Raw genomic sequence first — 16,409 nt, forward strand, 5'->3', positions numbered from 1 at the left:
CATGACCAAGCCCCCCTCGACCACCGGCCAGAAGATCGAACAGGCGTTCGAAAAGGCGCTGGACCCCTTCGCCACCGCCCTGAAGCGCGCCACCCGCCCGGCCGAACCCGCCGCCGCGCCCGCCCCGGCCGCCGGCAAGCCGGGCCTGGCCATCTCGCCCCTGGCCGTGCCCTTCCCGACCATTCCGCCCATCGGCGGGGTCGAGATCGCCACCGCCCGCGCCGGCTTCTACAAGCATGAGCGCGACGACCTGGTGGTCTTCCGGTTCGCGCGCGGCACCAGCTGCGCCGGGGTCTTCACCCGCCACAAGATCGGCTCGGCGCCGGTCGACTGGTGCAAGAAACATCTGGGCGGCGCCGAGGGCGGCAAGGACGTGCGGGCCCTGGTGGTCAACGCCGGTTGCGCCAACGCCTTCACCGGCAAGGCCGGCGCCGACGCCGCCCGGCGCGCCGCCTCAGAGGTCGCCAAACGGTTCGGCTGTCGCCAGCGCGACGTCATGCTGGCTTCGACCGGCGTCATCGGCGTGGTGCTGGACGAAAAGAAGATCGTATCCAAACTGCCCGAGATCGAACACGGCCTGGACGCCGACGTCCATCCGTCCGAGCAGTGGGCCCGGGCCGGACGCGGCATCATGACCACCGACACCTTCCCCAAGGGCTCCTACGCCGAGGCCGAGATCGAGGGCTACAAGGTCCGGATCGCCGGGATCGCCAAGGGGTCGGGCATGATCGCGCCGGACATGGCGACCATGCTGGCCTTCATCGTCACCGACGCCGACATCCATCCGAACGTGCTGAAGGCCCTGCTGGGCCTGCACGTCCGCACCACCTTCAACAGCGTGACGGTGGACGGCGACACCTCGACCAATGACACCGCCCTGCTGTTCGCCACCGGCGCCTCGGGCGCGCCGCGCATCGGCCGGGTCGGCGACCGGCGCCTGAAGAGTTTCTCGGCCGCCCTGGACAGGGTGATGCTGGATCTAGCGCACCAGCTGGTGCGCGACGGCGAGGGGGCGACCAAATTCGTCAAGGTGACGGTGGACGGCGCCGCCAGCCCCGCCTCGGCCCGCAAACTGGCCAAGTCCATCGCCGACAGCCCCCTGGTCAAGACCGCCATCGCCGGCCAGGACGCCAACTGGGGCCGGGTCGTCATGGCTGTGGGCAAGACCGAGGAGCCCGTGGATCGCGACCGTCTGGCGATCAAATTCGGGCCGCACCAGGCCGCCATCGACGGCGCCCCGTCCCCGACCTACGACGAGGCCAAGATGACCGCCTATATGAAGAACCCCGAGATCGACATCACCGTCGATGTCGGCGCGGGCCGCGCCTCGGCCACGGTTTGGACCTGCGACCTGACCAAGGGCTATATCGAGATCAACGGCGATTATCGGTCGTGACCGAGACGCCGCTTCCCACCGTCCTCGTGGTCGCCGTCGCCCTGATCGATGTCGACGGGCGGGTGCTGATCGCCAAACGTCCCGAGGGCAAGAAGCTGGCCGGCCTGTGGGAGTTTCCGGGCGGCAAGGTCGAGCCCGGCGAACGGCCCGAGGCGGCCCTGATCCGCGAACTGCGCGAGGAACTGGGCGTCACCGTCAGCGAATCCTGCCTGGCGCCCTTCGTCTTCGCCAGCCACGCTTACGATTCCTTTCACCTGTTGATGCCATTGTATCTGTGCCGACGGTGGGACGGCGTGGTCACGGCGCGTGAACACGACGGCCTGGCCTGGGTGAAACCGGACAAGCTTTCGGACTATCCCATGCCGCCGGCGGACGAACCCCTGGTCGCCTGGTTGCGCGACCTGCTCTGATCAACGCCGACCAGGGAGGCCGGCCATGAGACGTTTCATCGCCCGCTTCATCTCCGACGACGACGGCGCCACCGCCATCGAATACGGCCTGATCTGCGCCCTGATCGTGCTGGTCATCATCAGCGGTCTGGCCGCCATCGGTGGATCGAACGAGGGCAGCTACAGCCGGACGATGCAGAAGATTTCGGACGCCATAAAGGGCTGAGTCGGCCTCCTCGACGCGGTGGGCCGAGCCTAATGATTCTGTCCGTCAAATAAATCGCGCCCAATTTTCTCGGTCTTCCACATATCGTAGAAGCCTAAGAAAATTAGCGGAGCGAACGCCACCAATACAAACATAATCGGCTTATAAGGCGAGAGACTAAATACTGTTGATATCGCCAACCCTACAAAAAGAGACCAAACTCGGAATGGTGCAATTATATTGAATAAGGCGCTTATGTCGTTAGAGTGCAATTTGTTTCTCATGGCGGAATACACAGCCATGGAGCTCCCATTACAGAAAAACATCACGAGATATAGCGCGACTAGCAGCAGGAATGGCCTGATATCCACCTGAAGCCCTCCTGAACGTTCCCATTGATACCCACGCTTCGCCAGTACCAGAAATTTTGTTGGCGTCCTGATAACTCGTCTTGGGCACACGCCCCATCACCCAATGACACATTTCATAAGGCCGCGCTTGTCTGCCGTTGGGATGGCGATTTTTGGATTGAGATCAGCGGTCCGGCGTTCGCCGGCGGCTGGAACGATAGACACATGTAGAAAATTTGCGCCGCTCTTACGGCCTGACGGGCGCTCAGTCGATCTCGTCGCCGGTCATTTCCTTCACGCCCAGCGCGTCCGCCAACCGGACCTTGGCCGAGCCCCGCGCCAGCGGCTTCTGCTGGCTTTCGTGTGGTTTCCAGCCGGCCAAATGGATGATCTCGAAGGTGGCGGGGATGCGGCCGTCGGCGTCGCCGTGGCGGTCGGCGTACAGGCGCGCGGCCCGAGCGACGACGGCGCGGCTGAGGGGACGGATCGGGCCGTGCAGCACATTGGTCTCGCCCATGGCGCGCAGGTCGCGGACCAGGGCGAACAGATCAGGATAGCGGACGGTGAACCGGTCCACGTCCGACACCGGCAGGGCGAAGCCGGCCCGTTGCAACAGGGCCGCGCCGTCATAGCCGTCGGCGAAAGGCGAGACCCGCGCCTGCGCGCCGCCGCGCTCGGCCAATTCCGCCTCGGTCAGGACAGAACGCAGCTCCTTCAGCGTGCCGGCGCCGAACAGGGTGCCGATGAACAGACCGTCCGGCTTCAGGGCGCGCCGGATCTGGGCCAGGGCGCCGGGCAAGTCGTTGGCCCAGTGCAGGCTGAGCAGGGAGACGATCAGATCGGTGGACTCATCCGCCAGCGGCAGGGCGGCGGCGCCCGGCGCGGCGCGTTCGGCCAGACCGGTCGGGGTCGCAACCGACCCCACACGCCCGGCGGCGTCGCTGCCCGCCAGGGCCTGGGCGAACGGGCCGGAATGGGCCGAAAGGTCGACCGCGACCGGAAACTCGCGCAGGATGGCCTCCAGGCTGCCCGCAGCATTCTCGGCCGCCCGGACGTGCAGGAAGTCGGCCTGGCTCAGCCGGTCGGCGGCGCGGGCCAGACGGGCCTCACGTCGGCGGGCGTCGAAAATGCGGGGCGGAGCTTCGGGGGAGGCGGTCATGGATGTGCAGGATGGGGGTTGGCGGCGCGCCTGGGAAGGGGCCGGGCGCCAGTTACGCGATGTGGGGCGCGGCTTGGCCGATCTGGTCCTGCCGCCCCTGGCCCATGACAGCCGCGAGGCGACGGCGGCGGCGGGTCTGACCCCCGACGCCTGGAGCCGGATCAAATTCCTGGAGGCGCCGGTCTGCGACGGCTGCGGCGCGGCCTTCGAATTCGACGGCGGCGCCTTCGCCGAGACCCGCTGCGCCGCCTGTATCGCCCAGCCCTACAGGTTCCAGAGGGCGCGCGCCGCCTGCCTGTACGACGACCATTCGCGCGGTCTGATCCTGCGGTTCAAGCACGGCGACCAGCAGCAGTTCGCCCCCCTGTTCGCCCGCTGGATCGGCCGGGCCGCAGCCGATCTGACCGAGGAGGCCGACGCCGTGGTTCCCGTGCCCCTGCACCCGTTTCGCCTGTTGTCGCGGCGCTTCAATCAGGCGGCCGAGGTCGCCCGTCCCCTGGCTCGCCAGGCCCGGCTGGACTATCTGCCGGACGCCCTGGTCCGCACCACCCACACCGACAGCCAGGGCGGCAAGAGCCGGCGGGGACGGCGGCTGAACGTCAAGAAGGCCTTCGCCGCGACCGAGGCCGGACGTCGCAGGATCAAGGGACGGCGCATCCTTCTGATCGACGACGTATTGACCACGGGCGCGACCGGCGAGGCCTGCGCCCGCGCGCTGCTCGAAGCCGGCGCCCGGGCCGTCGACCTGGCCGTGATCGCACGGGTGCGAAACGCCCGTGAACTGACTATGTAGATCCAAACCGCCCCACGCCGTGCCGTGGGCCCCTTATCTGGAGTTCTGATTTGGCCGACGTCGTCATCTACACCAAGCCCGGCTGCCCCTATTGCTACAGCGCCATGGCGCTGCTGAAGAAGAAGGGCGTCGACTATACCGAGATCGTCGCCTCCAACGACCCCGAGAAGAAGGCCGAGATGGTCGAGAAGTCGGGCGGGCGCATGACCTTCCCGCAGATCTTCATCGGCGGAGCCCACGTCGGCGGCTCGGACGACATCCACGCCCTGGACCGTGACGGCAAGCTCGACCCGCTTCTGGCGGCCTGATCCATGAGCGGCGGGCTCGACATCGCCCTGATCCAGACCCGCACGCCGGCGACGGCGGAGGCGGCCCTGGCCCATGTCGAGCCCCTGATCCGCGAGGCGGCGGCCGGAGGGGCGAAATTCGTTCTGACGCCCGAAGGGACCAATGTCCTGGAACAGCGCCGCGACCGCCGCGACGCCGTGATCACCGACGAGACGGCCGATGTCGCCGTTCTGGGCTTGCGACGGCTGGCGGCGGAACTGGGCATCTGGCTGCTCATCGGCTCGGCCATCGTCAAGTCGGGCCACGCCGGCGACGGACGGGCGGCCAACCGGTCGCTGCTGGTCGATGCGTCCGGCGGCATCGTCGCCCGATACGATAAGCTGCACGTCTTCGACGTCGATCTGCCCAATGGCGAGCGATACCGCGAGAGCGCGACGGTGCGGCCCGGCGACGGGGCGGCGGTCGCCGACACCCCCTGGGGCCGGCTGGGCCTGACCATCTGCTACGACATCCGTTTTCCCCATCTGCACCGCCAACTGGCCAAGGCCGGAGCGGCGATGATCGCCGTTCCGGCCGCCTTCACGGCGCCGACCGGCGAGGCCCACTGGGAGACCCTGTTGCGCGCTCGCGCCATCGAGACCGGCACCTTCGTCCTCGCCCCGGCCCAGGGCGGACTGCACGAGGACGGCCGCCGCACCTGGGGCCGTTCGACCGTGGTCGGCCCCTGGGGCGAGATTCTGGCCAAGGCGGATCACGACGAGCCTTGCATCTTAACGGCGAAGCTGGACATGGAGGCGGTGGCCAGGGCGCGGGCGGCGGTGCCGGCCCTGACCCACGACCGCGACTTCCTGCCTGTTCCTTGATGCGCTCATGATCCGATACGCCCTGAACTGCGACCAAGCCCACGGTTTCGAGGCCTGGTTCGGCTCGTCCTCCGACTATGACGACCAGGCGGCGCGGGGCCTGGTCGAATGCCCGTTCTGCGGCTCGCGAGCGGTGCAGAAGGCGGTCATGGCCCCGGCGGTCAGCGGGACGCGGAAAACGGCGACCACGCCCGATGTGGCCGCCCGGATGCAGACCATGATGATGGCGGCGGCGCAGCAGGTCCGCGCCCATGTGGAGGCGAACTTCGACTATGTGGGCGATGCGTTCGCCCGCGAGGCCCGCGACATCCACGAGGGCAAGTCTGAAAAGCGCGAAATCTATGGCGAGGCCACGCCCGCCGAGGTGAAGAAGCTGAAGGAGGACGGGGTGCCGGTCGCCGCCCTGCCCGCCCCGCCGCCGGACCCGTCCAAGGTCAACTGAGGTGGCCTCGGGGGAGGACCGGTATCAAGAGTTCGCGCCGCCGCCGGCGCTGCGGCCCTTCGTCCGCGTCATCTGGACCTACGCCGCCCCCGATCCCACCTCCACGATCCAGCGCATCGCCCCTGACGGCTGTCCCGAACTGGTGTTCGACCTCGGCGCTCCCTACGCCGAGCAGGATCACGACGGCGTGTTCCGCCTGCAGCCCTCGGCCCTGTTCGCCGGCCAGATGACCCGGCCCCTGGCCATGAAACCGACAGGCCCGACCGAACTGGTCTCCGTCCGGTTCGAGCCCGACGGGGCGCGGGATTTTCTGGGGCGGCCGCTGAGCGAGGCGACCGACCGACGGCTGGATATGGTCGAGCGCCTGGCCGGGTTCGATCCGCCAAAGGGCGATCCGGCGGGGCAGGCGGCGGCCTTCGTCACCTGGCTGACCCACCAGAAGCAGCACGCGAATTGGATGATCGATCCGATGGTCCGCGCCGAGGTCGATGCCGCCGCCGCCGAGCGGCCTGCACTGCCTCGGTCGTCGGGGGAGCGACGGACGCTTCAGCGGCGCTTCGCCGACCGCGTCGGCGTCTCGCCCCGCCTGCTGCGGTCCATATTTCGCTTTCGTCGCGTGTTCGACCACGCGGCCCAGCCGGATGGCGAGACCGAGGGCTGGCTCGAAGCGGGGCTGGAGGCCGGCTATTTCGATCAGCCGCAGATGGCGCGCGACTTCCGGCGTTTCCTGGGCTGCACGGCCACTGACTGGGCGCGAGAGCAGCAGGCCCTGGCCCGGGCCATCGCGTCGCAAACCTACAAGCCGGCGGGACCGCAAGCGGCCTAGCCTGCCGCTATCGACCGGAGAGGGAAACCGACCATGCTGACCCCGCTGCTTCTCGCCGCCGCCCTTCAGGAGGCCCCCGACCTGCGCCCCGACCTAGGCTGGATGGCCGGCTATTGGCTGTCCTGCGAATCTGGGCGCGAAGTGTCCGAGACTTGGACCGATCCGCGTCTGAACCTGATGCTGGGGACATCCCTGACCGTGCGCGGCGGCCGGGCGGGGTGGGAGCTGTCGCGCATCGCTCCGGTCGATCCGACCCCGGCGGCGCCCCTGGCCTATTTCGCCCATCCCGAGGGACAGGCCCCGACGATGTTTCCGGTCGTCGCCTCCGGCCCGAGCCGTGTGGTGTTCGAACAGGCGGCGGACGACGACTTTCCCAAGCGCGTCGTCTATGAACGGGAAGGCGATGTCCTGAACGCCCGGATCGAAGGCGTGTTGGACGGTCAGGAGAGGATCATCCGATGGCGCTTCCAGAAAGCGGAGCTGAACACGCGCTGCCCGGCTTAGACTGGCGCCCCATGCGGCCGGCCGACATCGACGCCGTGGTCGAGGTCGCCCGCCTGTCCTTTCCCGATCATTTCGAGGACCGGGCCTGTTTCCAGAACCGGCTGGCGCTTTATCCGCGCGGCTGTTTCGTGCTGGCGTATGGCGAGGCCCCGGCCAGGGGCTATCTGATAGCCTATCCGTGGCGGGCCGACAGCGCGCCGCCGCTGAACACGGTGATCGAGGGCCTGCCGGCCGATCCGGACCTGATCTATCTTCACGACCTGGCCCTGCACCCCCAGGCGCGGGGCGGCGGAGCCACGAGCGCTGTCGTAGAGCAACTGGCGCAACAGGCAGCCGAGGACGGCTGGCCCGCCATCGCTCTGGTCGCGGTCAACGACGCTGTGGATTTCTGGCGTCGGCACGGGTTTGCAGAACACGCGGCGTCGGGCATGGCGGCCAAGCTGGCCAGCTATGGCGCCGACGCCCGCTATATGATCCGCCGCCTCTAGGCCCCGTCCAACGCCCGCCGTCCCCCCGCCAGCACGAAGAGGCGACGCTGTTCCCGGGGCAGTTGATAAAAGGCGCGACGCTTCATCTCACGCTCGCAGACGCTGGGCATGCCCATGTCGTTCGGCGTCAGAACGCCGCGATAGCGGGCGCACCAGGTTCGGCTCGCCGCCTGAATACGCTGGGCCAGGACCGCTGCGTCGCCCGGGCGAGCCATTGCGAGATCGCGGGCGTCCACCCGCATTTCCGGCGCAGTCCCTGTCGCCAGAAGACCCGCAATCATTATTCCCAACAAGGCCGACATTGTCTTCTCCATTCCTGAACGGTCATGCCGTCACGGGAATAGAGGGGGCCGCCATCCTTCGCAGATGCGACCTGGGGAATGAAATATCGGTAAGGCGACGTCAGGCGTCTGAACGCCTGCTCTGGTCTTTCCGTCCACATGCCTGTAAGAGGCGCGCGCTCCCTGCATGCCTTTTCATGACCAGCGGCCGCCTGCATCCCGGCCGCGCCTTTTCGCGATTATCAAATGAACCTGCGCAACGTCGCCATCATCGCCCACGTCGACCACGGGAAGACGACCCTGGTGGACCAACTTCTGGCCCAGTCCGGCGTCTTCCGAGCCAATGAGGCGACGACCGAGCGCGCCATGGACTCGAACGACCAGGAAAAGGAACGCGGCATCACCATCCTGGCCAAGTGCACCTCGGTGCTCTGGAACGGCAAGGCCGGCGAAACCCGCATCAACATCATCGACACCCCCGGCCACGCCGACTTCGGCGGCGAAGTCGAGCGGATCCTGGGCATGGTGGACGGCTGCGTCATCCTGGTTGACGCCGAAGAGGGCGTCATGCCCCAGACCAAGTTCGTCCTGACCAAGGCCCTGAAGATGGGCCTGCGCCCGATCCTGTGCATCAACAAGGTCGACCGCGCCCACGCCGATCCGGACCGCGTGCACAACGAGACCTTCGACCTGTTCGCCGCCATCGGCGCGACGGACGAGCAACTGGACTTCCCGCACATCTACGCCTCGGGCCGCAACGGCTGGGCGACGATGGATCTGAACCAGCCCAACGACAACCTGGCCCCGCTGTTCGACCTGATCGTCGATCACGTCCCGCCGCCGAAGGTTCAAGAAAACAAAGACAAGCCGTTCCAAATGCTGAACGTGCTGATCGAAAGCGACCCGTTCCTGGGTCGCATCCTGACCGGCCGTATCGAGAGCGGCAAGGCCGTGCCCGGCATGGCGATCCACGCCCTGGACCGTGAAGGCAAGGAAATCGAGCGCGGCCGCATCACCAAGGTGCTGGCCTTCCGCGGCCTGAAGCGTCAGGCCTTGGACGAGGGTTCGGAAGCGGGCGACATCGTCGCCATCGCCGGTATGTCCAAGGCCACCGTGGCCGACACCCTGTGCGCCATGGAAGTCGTCGACGCGCTTCCCGCTCAACCCATCGATCCGCCGACCATCTCCATGACCGTCTCGGTCAATGACAGCCCGCTGGCCGGTCGCGAAGGCGACAAGGTTCAGTCGCGCGTCATCCGCGACCGTCTGCTGAAGGAAGCCGAAGCCAACGTCGCCATCCGCGTCACCACCACCGAAGGCGGCGACGCCTATGAGGTTGCGGGTCGTGGCGAACTGCAGCTGGGCGTTCTGATCGAAAACATGCGTCGCGAAGGCTTCGAGGTCTCGATCTCGCGTCCGCGCGTGGTCTTCCAGGAAGGCCCCAACGGCGAGAAGATGGAGCCCATCGAAGACGTCATGATCGACGTGGACGACGAGTTCTCGGGCATCGTCATCGAGAAGCTGTCGGCCCGTAAGGCCGAAATGACCGACATGGGGCCGTCGGGCGCCGGCAAGACCCGCATCAGCCTGAAATGCCCGTCGCGCTCGCTGATCGGCTATCAGGGCGAGTTCCTGACCGACACGCGCGGTTCGGGCGTGCTGAACCGGGTCTTCAGCCACTACGAAGAATACAAGGGCGCGATCGCCGGTCGTCTGAAGGGCGTGCTGATCTCGAACTCCGACGGCGACACGGCGGCCTTCGCCCTGTGGAACCTGGAAGATCGCGGCGTCATGTTCGTCGGCGCCGGCGAGAAGACCTACCAGGGCATGATCATCGGCGAGAACGCGCGCTGGGACGACCTGGACGTCAACCCGATCAAGGGCAAGCAACTGACCAACGTCCGCGCCTCCGGCAAGGACGAGGCCGTGCGCCTGACCCCGCCGCGCCAGATGTCGCTGGAACAGGCCATCGCCTATATCGACGACGACGAGCTGGTCGAGGTGACGCCGAAGTCCATCCGCCTGCGCAAGCAGACGCTGAACCCGTCGTTCCGCAAGAAGCGCGTTCGTCCGGAGTAAATCCCGGATCATTCACGGACGCGAAGCATGATGCGGCCTATAGAAGGCTGACATGACCGTTTCGCTCAGTCTGGATGACCGCCTTGACGAGGCCGCCCGCGCGGGAGATCCGCGCGCGGCGGTCGCGTTCGTTTTACGCGACAGTTACGACGCCGCTCGCGCCCGCGCCGAGCGCAAGTTGGACGGGGGCATGAAGGGGCGCGAGGTCGCCCGCCTATACGCCACGGCCGCCGACGACATGCTCGCGGCCCTGTGGCGGGTCGCGACCCAGGTGCTGTTCCCCGTCTCCGCCGTCGAGAGCGAACGCCTGTCGCTGGTGGCGGTCGGCGGCTATGGCCGGGGCGTTCTGGCCCCCTATTCCGACCTGGACCTGCTGTTCCTGCGGCCTGCCAAGGACACCTTGCGCGGCGGGACGGTGATCGAGTTCGTCCTCTATGTGCTGTGGGACCTGGGCATCAAGGTCGGACCGGCCGTGCGGTCGATCGAGGAATGCCTGACCCTTGGGCGCTCCGACATGACGGTGCGGACCACCCTGCTGGAGGCCCGGCACCTGGCCGGGGACGAGCGGCTTTCGGACCTGATGATCGGCCGGTTCCGCGACATGGTGGCCAAGGCCGACCCCCGCCCCTTCATCACCGCCAAGCTGGAAGAACGCGCCGCCCGCCACCAGAAGGCGGGCGTGACCCGCTACAAGGTCGAGCCCAACGTCAAGGACGGCAAGGGCGGCCTGCGCGACCTCAACACCCTGTACTGGATCGCCCGGTCGCTGGCGCCCGACAGCCGGCTGGGCGCGACGGTGATGGACGAGCTCTTCACCCCGCGCGAGCGACGCGCCTCCGACGACGCCTTCGACTTCCTGTGGCGGGTGCGGATCCATCTGCACCTGGTCGCCGGGCGTGCGGAGGAGAAGCTGACCTTCGACATGCAGCCCGAGGTGGCCCGGCGGATGGGCTGGCAGGGGCGCGGCGACGAACCGGCCGTGGAGCGGTTCATGCGCCGCTATTTCCTGATCGCGCGCGACGTCGGCGCCCTGACGCGGGCCATGTCGGCCAAGCTGGAGGCCCGGCACCAGAAGACGGCCCAGGGCCTGTCGCGCCTGATGATCCCGTTCCGGACCAACCGCCGCAAGCTGGAGATCGAGGGCTTCTGGGTCGATCAGGGCCGGCTGTCGGTAGAGGACGCGACGGTGTTCGAGCGCGATCCGGTCAAGCTTCTGCGCCTGTTCGTCTATGCCGACCGGCACGACCTGGATCTGCACCCCGACGCCTTTTCGGCCGTGACCCGGTCCCTGTCGCTGGTGACGCCAAAGCTGCGGCGAGACCCGGAGGCGACGCGGGCCTTCCTCAGCGTGCTGGCCCATGGCCAGCGGCCGTACCGCACCCTGACCCTGATGAACGAGACCGGGCTTCTGGGGCGGTTCCTGCCCGAGTGGGGGCGGATCGTCGGCCAGACCCAGTTCAACATGTACCACGCCTATACGGTGGACGAGCACACGCTCCAGGCCATCGGCGTGATCAACGACATCGCGCGGGGCAAGCTGAAGTCCGACCACCCGATGGCGTCGGAGATCGTCCACCTGATCTCCGACATGGAAGCCCTGATGCTGGGCATGCTGCTGCACGACGTCGGCAAGGGCGGCGAGCGGGGACAGCTGGAGGACGGCGCCATCGCCGCGCGCCGGGCCTGCGAACGGCTGGGCGTCGATCCGCGCCGCATCGAACTGGTGGTCTGGCTGGTGCGCAGCCACCTGGCCCTGTCCGACTACGCTCAGAAGCGCGACCTGTCCGATCCGGCCACCATCCGCGCCTTCGCCGAGCTGGTCGGCGATCCCGAACGGCTGCGCATGCTGCTGGTCCTGACCGTCGCCGATATCCGCGCCGTGGGGCCGGGGGTCTGGAACGGCTGGAAGGGGCAGTTGATGCGCACCCTCTATGACCAGGTCGCCGCCCTGTTCCGGGGCGAGGACGTGGCGCGCGAGGATCAGCTGGCGGCCCATCCGGCCCTGGTCGAGCGGGCGCGTCAGACCGGGGCCGCCGCCCAGGCCGCGCCCCTGACCCCGGTCGACGGCCTGCCCGTCCAGGCCACCGAAATCTCCATCGCCGCCCTCGACCGGCCCGGCCTGTTCGCCGACCTGGCCCAGACCATGGCCGCCCTGGGCGCCGACGTCACCGACGCCCGCGTGGCGACGACCAGCGAGGGTGTTGTCCTGGACGTCTTCCGGGTGCAGGACGGCGCTGGCCTGCCCTACGGCCAGGCCGAGCCGCGCCGGCTCAAGGCCCTGGTCGAGGCGCTGGAGAAGGCCGCGCGTGGCGACGGCCGCATCGGCAAGGCGCCCGCCCCCGCCGGCAACGCCAGAAAGGCCGCCTTCGAGGTCCGGCCCGTGGTCATGGTCGATCACCACGCCAGCGAGGCGGCCACGGTGGTCGAGGTCTCGGGCGCCGACCGGCCCGGCCTGCTGGCGGCCCTGTCGCGGGCCTTCAACGACGAAGGACTGAACATCCGTTCGGCCCATGTCGCCTCCTATGGCGAACGAGCGGTGGACAGCTTCTATGTGGTGGACGGCAAGGGCCGGAAGATCACCTCAGAACAGCGGATCGCCGACCTGCGCGCCGCCCTGGAAGCCGTGCTGGACAGCCGCGCACCCGCCCCCGAGGGTCGCAAGGTCGCCTCGGCCCGCGCCAGCGCGCGCGACGTCTCGGACCTGGGTCGCCGGACCCGCGCCAAGCCCGTATCGCCGCCGCCGGAAGCGCGCTAAGCCTCGGTCTTCTCCAGCCTTCCTCCTCCCGGTCCGCATGAGCCTCGCCCGCAACACCCTGGTTCAGTCGAGCCTGACCCTGGGCAGCCGCCTGCTCGGTTTCGGACGCGACCTGGCCCTGTCGGCCAACTTCGGCCAGGGGGCGCTGATGGACGTCTGGTCCACGGCCCTGATGCTGCCCAACATGTTCCGCCGCCTGTTCGCCGAGGGCGCCTTCGCCCAGGCCTTCGTGCCGGTCTACGGCGGGGTCAAGACGCGCGAGGGCGACGCGGCGGCGGCGGTGACGGCGTCGGAGGCCATGTCCTTCATGTTCGCCGTGGTCGCGGCCTTCTGCATCCTGTTGCAGGTCGCCATGCCCTGGATCATCCCCCTGCTGCTGTCGGCCTGGAAGAACGACGCCGAGGTGATGCGGGTCGCGGTGATCGCGACCCAGCTGGCCATGCCCTATCTGGCCTGTATGACCATCGCCTCCCTGTTGTCGGGGGTGCTGAACACCGGCGGGCGGTTCGCCCTGTCGGCGGCGGTGCCGGTGTTCCTGAACCTGTGCACCCTGGCGCCCCTGATCGGCGGCTTCGTCCTGCCGGTGTCGCCGGAGACCGTGCTGTTGGCCACCAGCGCCGCCGTCACCGTCTCCGGCGTCATCCAGGCCGGTCTGTTGTGGTGGGGCGTGCGCCGCCTGGGCGTGAAGCTGAAGCTGGGCCTGCCGCGCCTGACCCCGAACGTGAAACGCGCCCTGGCCCTGGCCGTGCCCGGCGCAATGGCCGGGGGCGCAATGCAGGTCAACTCCGTCGTGTCCCAGGTCCTGGCCGGGTCGGACGCCGGCGCCCGTTCGGTCCTGTACAACGCCGACCGCCTGTATCAGCTGCCGCTGGGCCTGGTCGGGGTGGCCATCGGCCTGGCCCTGGTGCCGCGCCTGACGCGGGCCTTCGTCTCGGGCGACCATGAGGGCGGGCAGAAGACGCTGGACGACGGGATCAACCTGGCCATGGCCTTCACCCTGCCCGCCGCCGTGGCCCTGTTCGTCGTTCCCTTCTTCATCATCGACGCCACCGTGACGCGCGGCGCCTTCACCAGCGCCGACGCCGCCCGCACCGCCGATGTGCTGCGACAGTTCGCCTGGGGCGTGCCGGCCTTCGTCCTGGCCAAGGTCCTGACCCCGCCCTTCTTCGCCCGCGAGGACACCCGGCGGCCAATGTATTTCGCCGTCGCCGCCGTGATCATCACCGTGATCCTGGGCTCAGGCCTGTTCTTCTGGTTCCGCGCCCTGGGTTGGGACGGCGTGCTGGGCCTGGCCATCGCCACCAGCGTCTCGGCCTGGATCAATGTCGGCCTGCTGGCCGGGGTTCTGATCCGCGAGAACAGCTGGCGGCCGTCGCCCGCCTTCGTCTCGCGCATCGCCCGCGTCCTGGCCGCCAGCGCGGTCATGGCCGGCCTGCTGTTGCTGGCGGGGATCAACTATGGACTGCTCAGTCGGGTGTTGCTGGCGAAGGAGATCGCCGTCCTGGCGGTCTGCGGCCTGGGCGCGGGCGTCTATGGCGCCTGTCTGCTGGCCTTCCGCGCCGTCACCCTGTCCGAGCTGAAGGCGACCCTGCGCCGCGAGCCGGGCGGTTCGGCCGTGTCCGGTCTGGACTGAACCCCATCGAGGCGATAAGCGCGAGCCATGATCCTTTCGGGCCCGATCTCCGACCGGCGATGGCGCAGCTGAACCGCCGCACCCATCGCCACGCCTGACAACGACTTTCCGAGACCCGACCGACCATGACTGATCAAACTCCCCCGGCCCTCTACACCGGCCCGCGCCGCATCCTGTCCGGCATCCAGGCCTCCGGCGCCTTGCACCTGGGCAACTATCTCGGCGCCCTGAAGCGGTTCGTCGAACTGCAGGACCAGGGCGCGCCGGTGTTCGTGTTCGTCGCCGACCTGCACGCCATCACCGTCTGGCAGGAGCCCGAGAAGCTGGCCGCCCAGACGCGCGAGATCGCCGCCGCCTATCTGGCCTCGGGTCTGGATCCGGCCAAGTCGATCATCTTCCCGCAGTCCGCCGTCCGCGCCCATGCCGAACTGGCCTGGATCTTCAACTGCGTCGCCCGCCTCGGCTGGCTGGACCGGATGACCCAGTTCAAGGAGAAGTCGGGCAAGCACAAGGAGCGGGCCTCGGTCGGCCTCTACACCTATCCCGTGCTCCAGGCCGCCGACATCCTGTTGTACAAGGCGACCGAGGTGCCGGTCGGCGAGGACCAGAAACAACATCTGGAACTGACCCGCGACATCGCCGCCAAGTTCAACAACGACTTCGGCGTTCCCGGCTATTTCCCCGTGCCCGAGCCCATCATCCAGGGGCCGGCGACGCGCGTCATGTCCCTGCGCGACGGGGCGGCCAAGATGTCCAAGTCGGATCCGTCCGATAACAGCCGCATCAACCTGACCGACGACGCCGACACGATCGCGTCCAAGATCCGCAAGGCCAAGACCGATCCCGAGCCCCTGCCGGAAACCCTGGACGGCCTGAACGACCGGCCCGAGGCCAAGAACCTGGTCGCCATCTACGCCGCCCTGGCCGGCCTGACCCGCGAACAGGTGATCGAACAGTTCGGCGGCCAGGGCTTCGGCGCCTTCAAGCCGGCCCTCGCGGACCTGGCGGTGGCCTCCCTGGCCCCGGTCACGGCCGAGATGCGCCGCCTGATGGACGACCCAGCCGAGATCGACCGAGTGCTGAAGGACGGCGCCGAACGCGCCGCCGAAGTCGCCGACCCCGTGGTGGACGAGGTCAAGAAAATCGTCGGCTTCTGGCGGGGGTAGGCCGCTGGCGGTTTCCGGACGCGGCGTCACAGCGACCGGTTCCGCCGCCGCGACGCCGGGGTTAGAAGCCCGACCATGAGCCATCCCCTCGATCGCGCCGTCTGGAACGGCCTGACGACGCGGCTGTCGTCGTTCACGACGCCGGATTCCGACGCACGCGCCGTGCGCATCGATCCCGAGGTGGGGGTTTTCCTGTCGGCCGCTGACGACTCTCGCGAAAGCCGCGCCCGCCTGACAGAACTCGCCCGCCTGCATCCGGGCGCGGGCTTGGTCGAGCACGCCGACGGACCCATGGTCGACGTCCTGCCGGACGGAATCGCCTTGGATCGCCGCATCGGCCTGGTGCAGATGACCTCTGTCGCGCTGACGCCGGGCAAGGCGCCGGCCAGGGTGCCGAGCCTCGCCTTCGAGACCCTGACCCCAGCAGACGCCCCGGCCATGCTGGCCCTGGCCACCCTGACCCGGCCCGGCCCCTTCCGCTCGAGAACCCGCGAACTCGGTCCCTTCATCGGGGTGAAACAGGACGGCCAACTGGTCGCCATGGCCGGCCGCCGTCTGCGTGTGGACGGCTTCACCGAGCTGAGCGGGGTCTGCACCCACCCCGACCACCGGGGGAAGGGCTATGCGGCCGCCCTGTCGCGCGCGGTGGTCGGCGAAATCCACGCCTCGGGCGAGGCCGCCTTCCTGCACGCCTTCGCCGATCATGAGACGACCATCGCCTTTTACCGTTCGCTGGGCTTCGAGGTTCGGGCGCCGATGGTCTATACGATCCTGGCCGACTGACAGGGAGAC

At 68.4% G+C, this 16,409-nt stretch carries 17 protein-coding genes; 15 read left to right on the top strand and 2 right to left on the bottom strand.

Annotated elements, in window-relative coordinates; genetic code table 11:
- The first annotated feature begins 1 nt into the window (after nucleotide 1).
- Genes argJ through ACW17X_RS10425 form a run of 3 tightly spaced genes read left to right on the top strand, consistent with a single transcriptional unit; the run spans nucleotide 2 to nucleotide 2,011 of the window.
- The gene (argJ, locus tag ACW17X_RS10415) at nucleotides 2-1,396 is read left to right on the top strand and encodes a bifunctional glutamate N-acetyltransferase/amino-acid acetyltransferase ArgJ (protein WP_492097148.1); all 1,395 of its coding nucleotides are present in this window, start codon (nucleotides 2-4) and stop codon (nucleotides 1,394-1,396) included.
- Nucleotides 1,393-1,806, top strand: coding sequence for a (deoxy)nucleoside triphosphate pyrophosphohydrolase (locus ACW17X_RS10420; protein WP_492097150.1), 414 nt, complete (start codon nucleotides 1,393-1,395; stop codon nucleotides 1,804-1,806). The genes argJ and ACW17X_RS10420 overlap by 4 nt, the downstream gene beginning before the upstream one ends.
- Nucleotides 1,807-1,831: 25 nt before the next feature.
- On the top strand, nucleotides 1,832-2,011 hold the full coding sequence (locus tag ACW17X_RS10425) for a Flp family type IVb pilin (protein ID WP_492088667.1): 180 nt from the start codon (nucleotides 1,832-1,834) through the stop codon (nucleotides 2,009-2,011).
- 594 nt (nucleotides 2,012-2,605) lie between these two features.
- Here the strand turns inward: ACW17X_RS10425 and ACW17X_RS10430 are convergent.
- A complete protein-coding gene (locus ACW17X_RS10430) occupies nucleotides 2,606-3,499 on the bottom strand; it encodes a methyltransferase domain-containing protein (protein ID WP_492097152.1) in 894 nt (297 codons plus the stop codon).
- On the opposite strand from ACW17X_RS10430, the gene ACW17X_RS10435 reads away from it, so the two are divergent.
- The 7 genes from ACW17X_RS10435 to ACW17X_RS10465 are packed head-to-tail and all read left to right on the top strand — an operon-like array spanning nucleotide 3,498 to nucleotide 7,703.
- Nucleotides 3,498-4,292, top strand: a complete 795-nt coding sequence (locus tag ACW17X_RS10435; RefSeq protein WP_492097153.1) for a ComFC family protein — start codon at nucleotides 3,498-3,500, stop codon at nucleotides 4,290-4,292. The two genes, ACW17X_RS10430 and ACW17X_RS10435, sit on opposite strands and share 2 nt — an antisense overlap.
- A gap of 50 nt (nucleotides 4,293-4,342) precedes the next feature.
- Nucleotides 4,343-4,600, top strand: coding sequence for a glutaredoxin 3 (grxC, locus tag ACW17X_RS10440; RefSeq protein ID WP_492097155.1), 258 nt, complete (start codon nucleotides 4,343-4,345; stop codon nucleotides 4,598-4,600).
- A gap of 3 nt (nucleotides 4,601-4,603) precedes the next feature.
- Nucleotides 4,604-5,443 carry a carbon-nitrogen hydrolase family protein gene (locus ACW17X_RS10445; RefSeq protein ID WP_492097157.1) on the top strand — a complete coding sequence of 280 codons (840 nt, stop codon included), beginning with the start codon at nucleotides 4,604-4,606 and terminating at the stop codon, nucleotides 5,441-5,443.
- A gap of 7 nt (nucleotides 5,444-5,450) precedes the next feature.
- Nucleotides 5,451-5,885 carry a DUF1178 family protein gene (locus ACW17X_RS10450; protein ID WP_492097158.1) on the top strand — a complete coding sequence of 145 codons (435 nt, stop codon included), beginning with the start codon at nucleotides 5,451-5,453 and terminating at the stop codon, nucleotides 5,883-5,885.
- Nucleotide 5,886: 1 nt separating this feature from the next.
- Entirely contained in the window at nucleotides 5,887-6,711 is an 825-nt protein-coding gene (locus tag ACW17X_RS10455; protein ID WP_492097160.1) for an AraC family transcriptional regulator, read from the top strand.
- Between the two features lie 33 nt (nucleotides 6,712-6,744).
- Nucleotides 6,745-7,215, top strand: coding sequence for a DUF6265 family protein (locus ACW17X_RS10460; RefSeq protein ID WP_492097162.1), 471 nt, complete (start codon nucleotides 6,745-6,747; stop codon nucleotides 7,213-7,215).
- An 11-nt stretch (nucleotides 7,216-7,226) separates the two neighbouring features.
- Nucleotides 7,227-7,703: a GNAT family N-acetyltransferase gene (locus tag ACW17X_RS10465; RefSeq protein WP_492097164.1), complete on the top strand. Its 477-nt coding sequence runs from the start codon at nucleotides 7,227-7,229 to the stop codon at nucleotides 7,701-7,703.
- Here the strand turns inward: ACW17X_RS10465 and ACW17X_RS10470 are convergent.
- On the bottom strand, nucleotides 7,700-8,005 hold the full coding sequence (locus tag ACW17X_RS10470) for a UrcA family protein (protein ID WP_492097166.1): 306 nt from the start codon (nucleotides 8,003-8,005) through the stop codon (nucleotides 7,700-7,702). The genes ACW17X_RS10465 and ACW17X_RS10470 overlap by 4 nt on opposite strands.
- Before the next feature lie 225 nt (nucleotides 8,006-8,230).
- Between ACW17X_RS10470 and typA the strand changes: the two genes are divergently transcribed.
- The 5 genes from typA to ACW17X_RS10495 all read left to right on the top strand — a co-directional run bounded on the left by typA (nucleotide 8,231) and on the right by ACW17X_RS10495 (nucleotide 16,400).
- On the top strand, nucleotides 8,231-10,063 hold the full coding sequence (typA, locus tag ACW17X_RS10475) for a translational GTPase TypA (protein WP_271165616.1): 1,833 nt from the start codon (nucleotides 8,231-8,233) through the stop codon (nucleotides 10,061-10,063).
- 52 nt (nucleotides 10,064-10,115) lie between these two features.
- Nucleotides 10,116-12,818: a [protein-PII] uridylyltransferase gene (gene glnD / locus ACW17X_RS10480; protein ID WP_492097168.1), complete on the top strand. Its 2,703-nt coding sequence runs from the start codon at nucleotides 10,116-10,118 to the stop codon at nucleotides 12,816-12,818.
- Nucleotides 12,819-12,855: 37 nt separating this feature from the next.
- A complete protein-coding gene (gene murJ / locus ACW17X_RS10485) occupies nucleotides 12,856-14,451 on the top strand; it encodes a murein biosynthesis integral membrane protein MurJ (RefSeq protein ID WP_492097170.1) in 1,596 nt (531 codons plus the stop codon).
- Nucleotides 14,452-14,576: 125 nt separating this feature from the next.
- On the top strand, nucleotides 14,577-15,617 hold the full coding sequence (gene trpS / locus ACW17X_RS10490) for a tryptophan--tRNA ligase (protein ID WP_492097172.1): 1,041 nt from the start codon (nucleotides 14,577-14,579) through the stop codon (nucleotides 15,615-15,617).
- 75 nt (nucleotides 15,618-15,692) lie between these two features.
- On the top strand, nucleotides 15,693-16,400 hold the full coding sequence (locus ACW17X_RS10495) for a GNAT family N-acetyltransferase (protein WP_492097174.1): 708 nt from the start codon (nucleotides 15,693-15,695) through the stop codon (nucleotides 16,398-16,400).
- Nucleotides 16,401-16,409 lie beyond the last annotated feature (9 nt).

This window comes from Brevundimonas sp. FV1ye4L, assembly GCF_058681255.1.

What these genes read in the sequence shown, in the direction of transcription:
- ACW17X_RS10430 (WP_492097152.1), bottom strand. Translation starts at nt 3,499, where the DNA reads ATGACCGCCTCCCCCGAAGCTCCGCCCCGCATTTTCGACGCCCGCCGA.
- ACW17X_RS10425 (WP_492088667.1), top strand. Translation starts at nt 1,832, where the DNA reads ATGAGACGTTTCATCGCCCGCTTCATCTCCGACGACGACGGCGCCACC.
- murJ (WP_492097170.1), top strand. Translation starts at nt 12,856, where the DNA reads ATGAGCCTCGCCCGCAACACCCTGGTTCAGTCGAGCCTGACCCTGGGC.
- glnD (WP_492097168.1), top strand. Translation starts at nt 10,116, where the DNA reads ATGACCGTTTCGCTCAGTCTGGATGACCGCCTTGACGAGGCCGCCCGC.
- ACW17X_RS10445 (WP_492097157.1), top strand. Translation starts at nt 4,604, where the DNA reads ATGAGCGGCGGGCTCGACATCGCCCTGATCCAGACCCGCACGCCGGCG.
- argJ (WP_492097148.1), top strand. Translation starts at nt 2, where the DNA reads ATGACCAAGCCCCCCTCGACCACCGGCCAGAAGATCGAACAGGCGTTC.
- trpS (WP_492097172.1), top strand. Translation starts at nt 14,577, where the DNA reads ATGACTGATCAAACTCCCCCGGCCCTCTACACCGGCCCGCGCCGCATC.
- ACW17X_RS10450 (WP_492097158.1), top strand. Translation starts at nt 5,451, where the DNA reads ATGATCCGATACGCCCTGAACTGCGACCAAGCCCACGGTTTCGAGGCC.
- ACW17X_RS10470 (WP_492097166.1), bottom strand. Translation starts at nt 8,005, where the DNA reads ATGTCGGCCTTGTTGGGAATAATGATTGCGGGTCTTCTGGCGACAGGG.
- typA (WP_271165616.1), top strand. Translation starts at nt 8,231, where the DNA reads ATGAACCTGCGCAACGTCGCCATCATCGCCCACGTCGACCACGGGAAG.
- ACW17X_RS10460 (WP_492097162.1), top strand. Translation starts at nt 6,745, where the DNA reads ATGCTGACCCCGCTGCTTCTCGCCGCCGCCCTTCAGGAGGCCCCCGAC.
- ACW17X_RS10435 (WP_492097153.1), top strand. Translation starts at nt 3,498, where the DNA reads ATGGATGTGCAGGATGGGGGTTGGCGGCGCGCCTGGGAAGGGGCCGGG.
- ACW17X_RS10495 (WP_492097174.1), top strand. Translation starts at nt 15,693, where the DNA reads ATGAGCCATCCCCTCGATCGCGCCGTCTGGAACGGCCTGACGACGCGG.
- ACW17X_RS10465 (WP_492097164.1), top strand. Translation starts at nt 7,227, where the DNA reads ATGCGGCCGGCCGACATCGACGCCGTGGTCGAGGTCGCCCGCCTGTCC.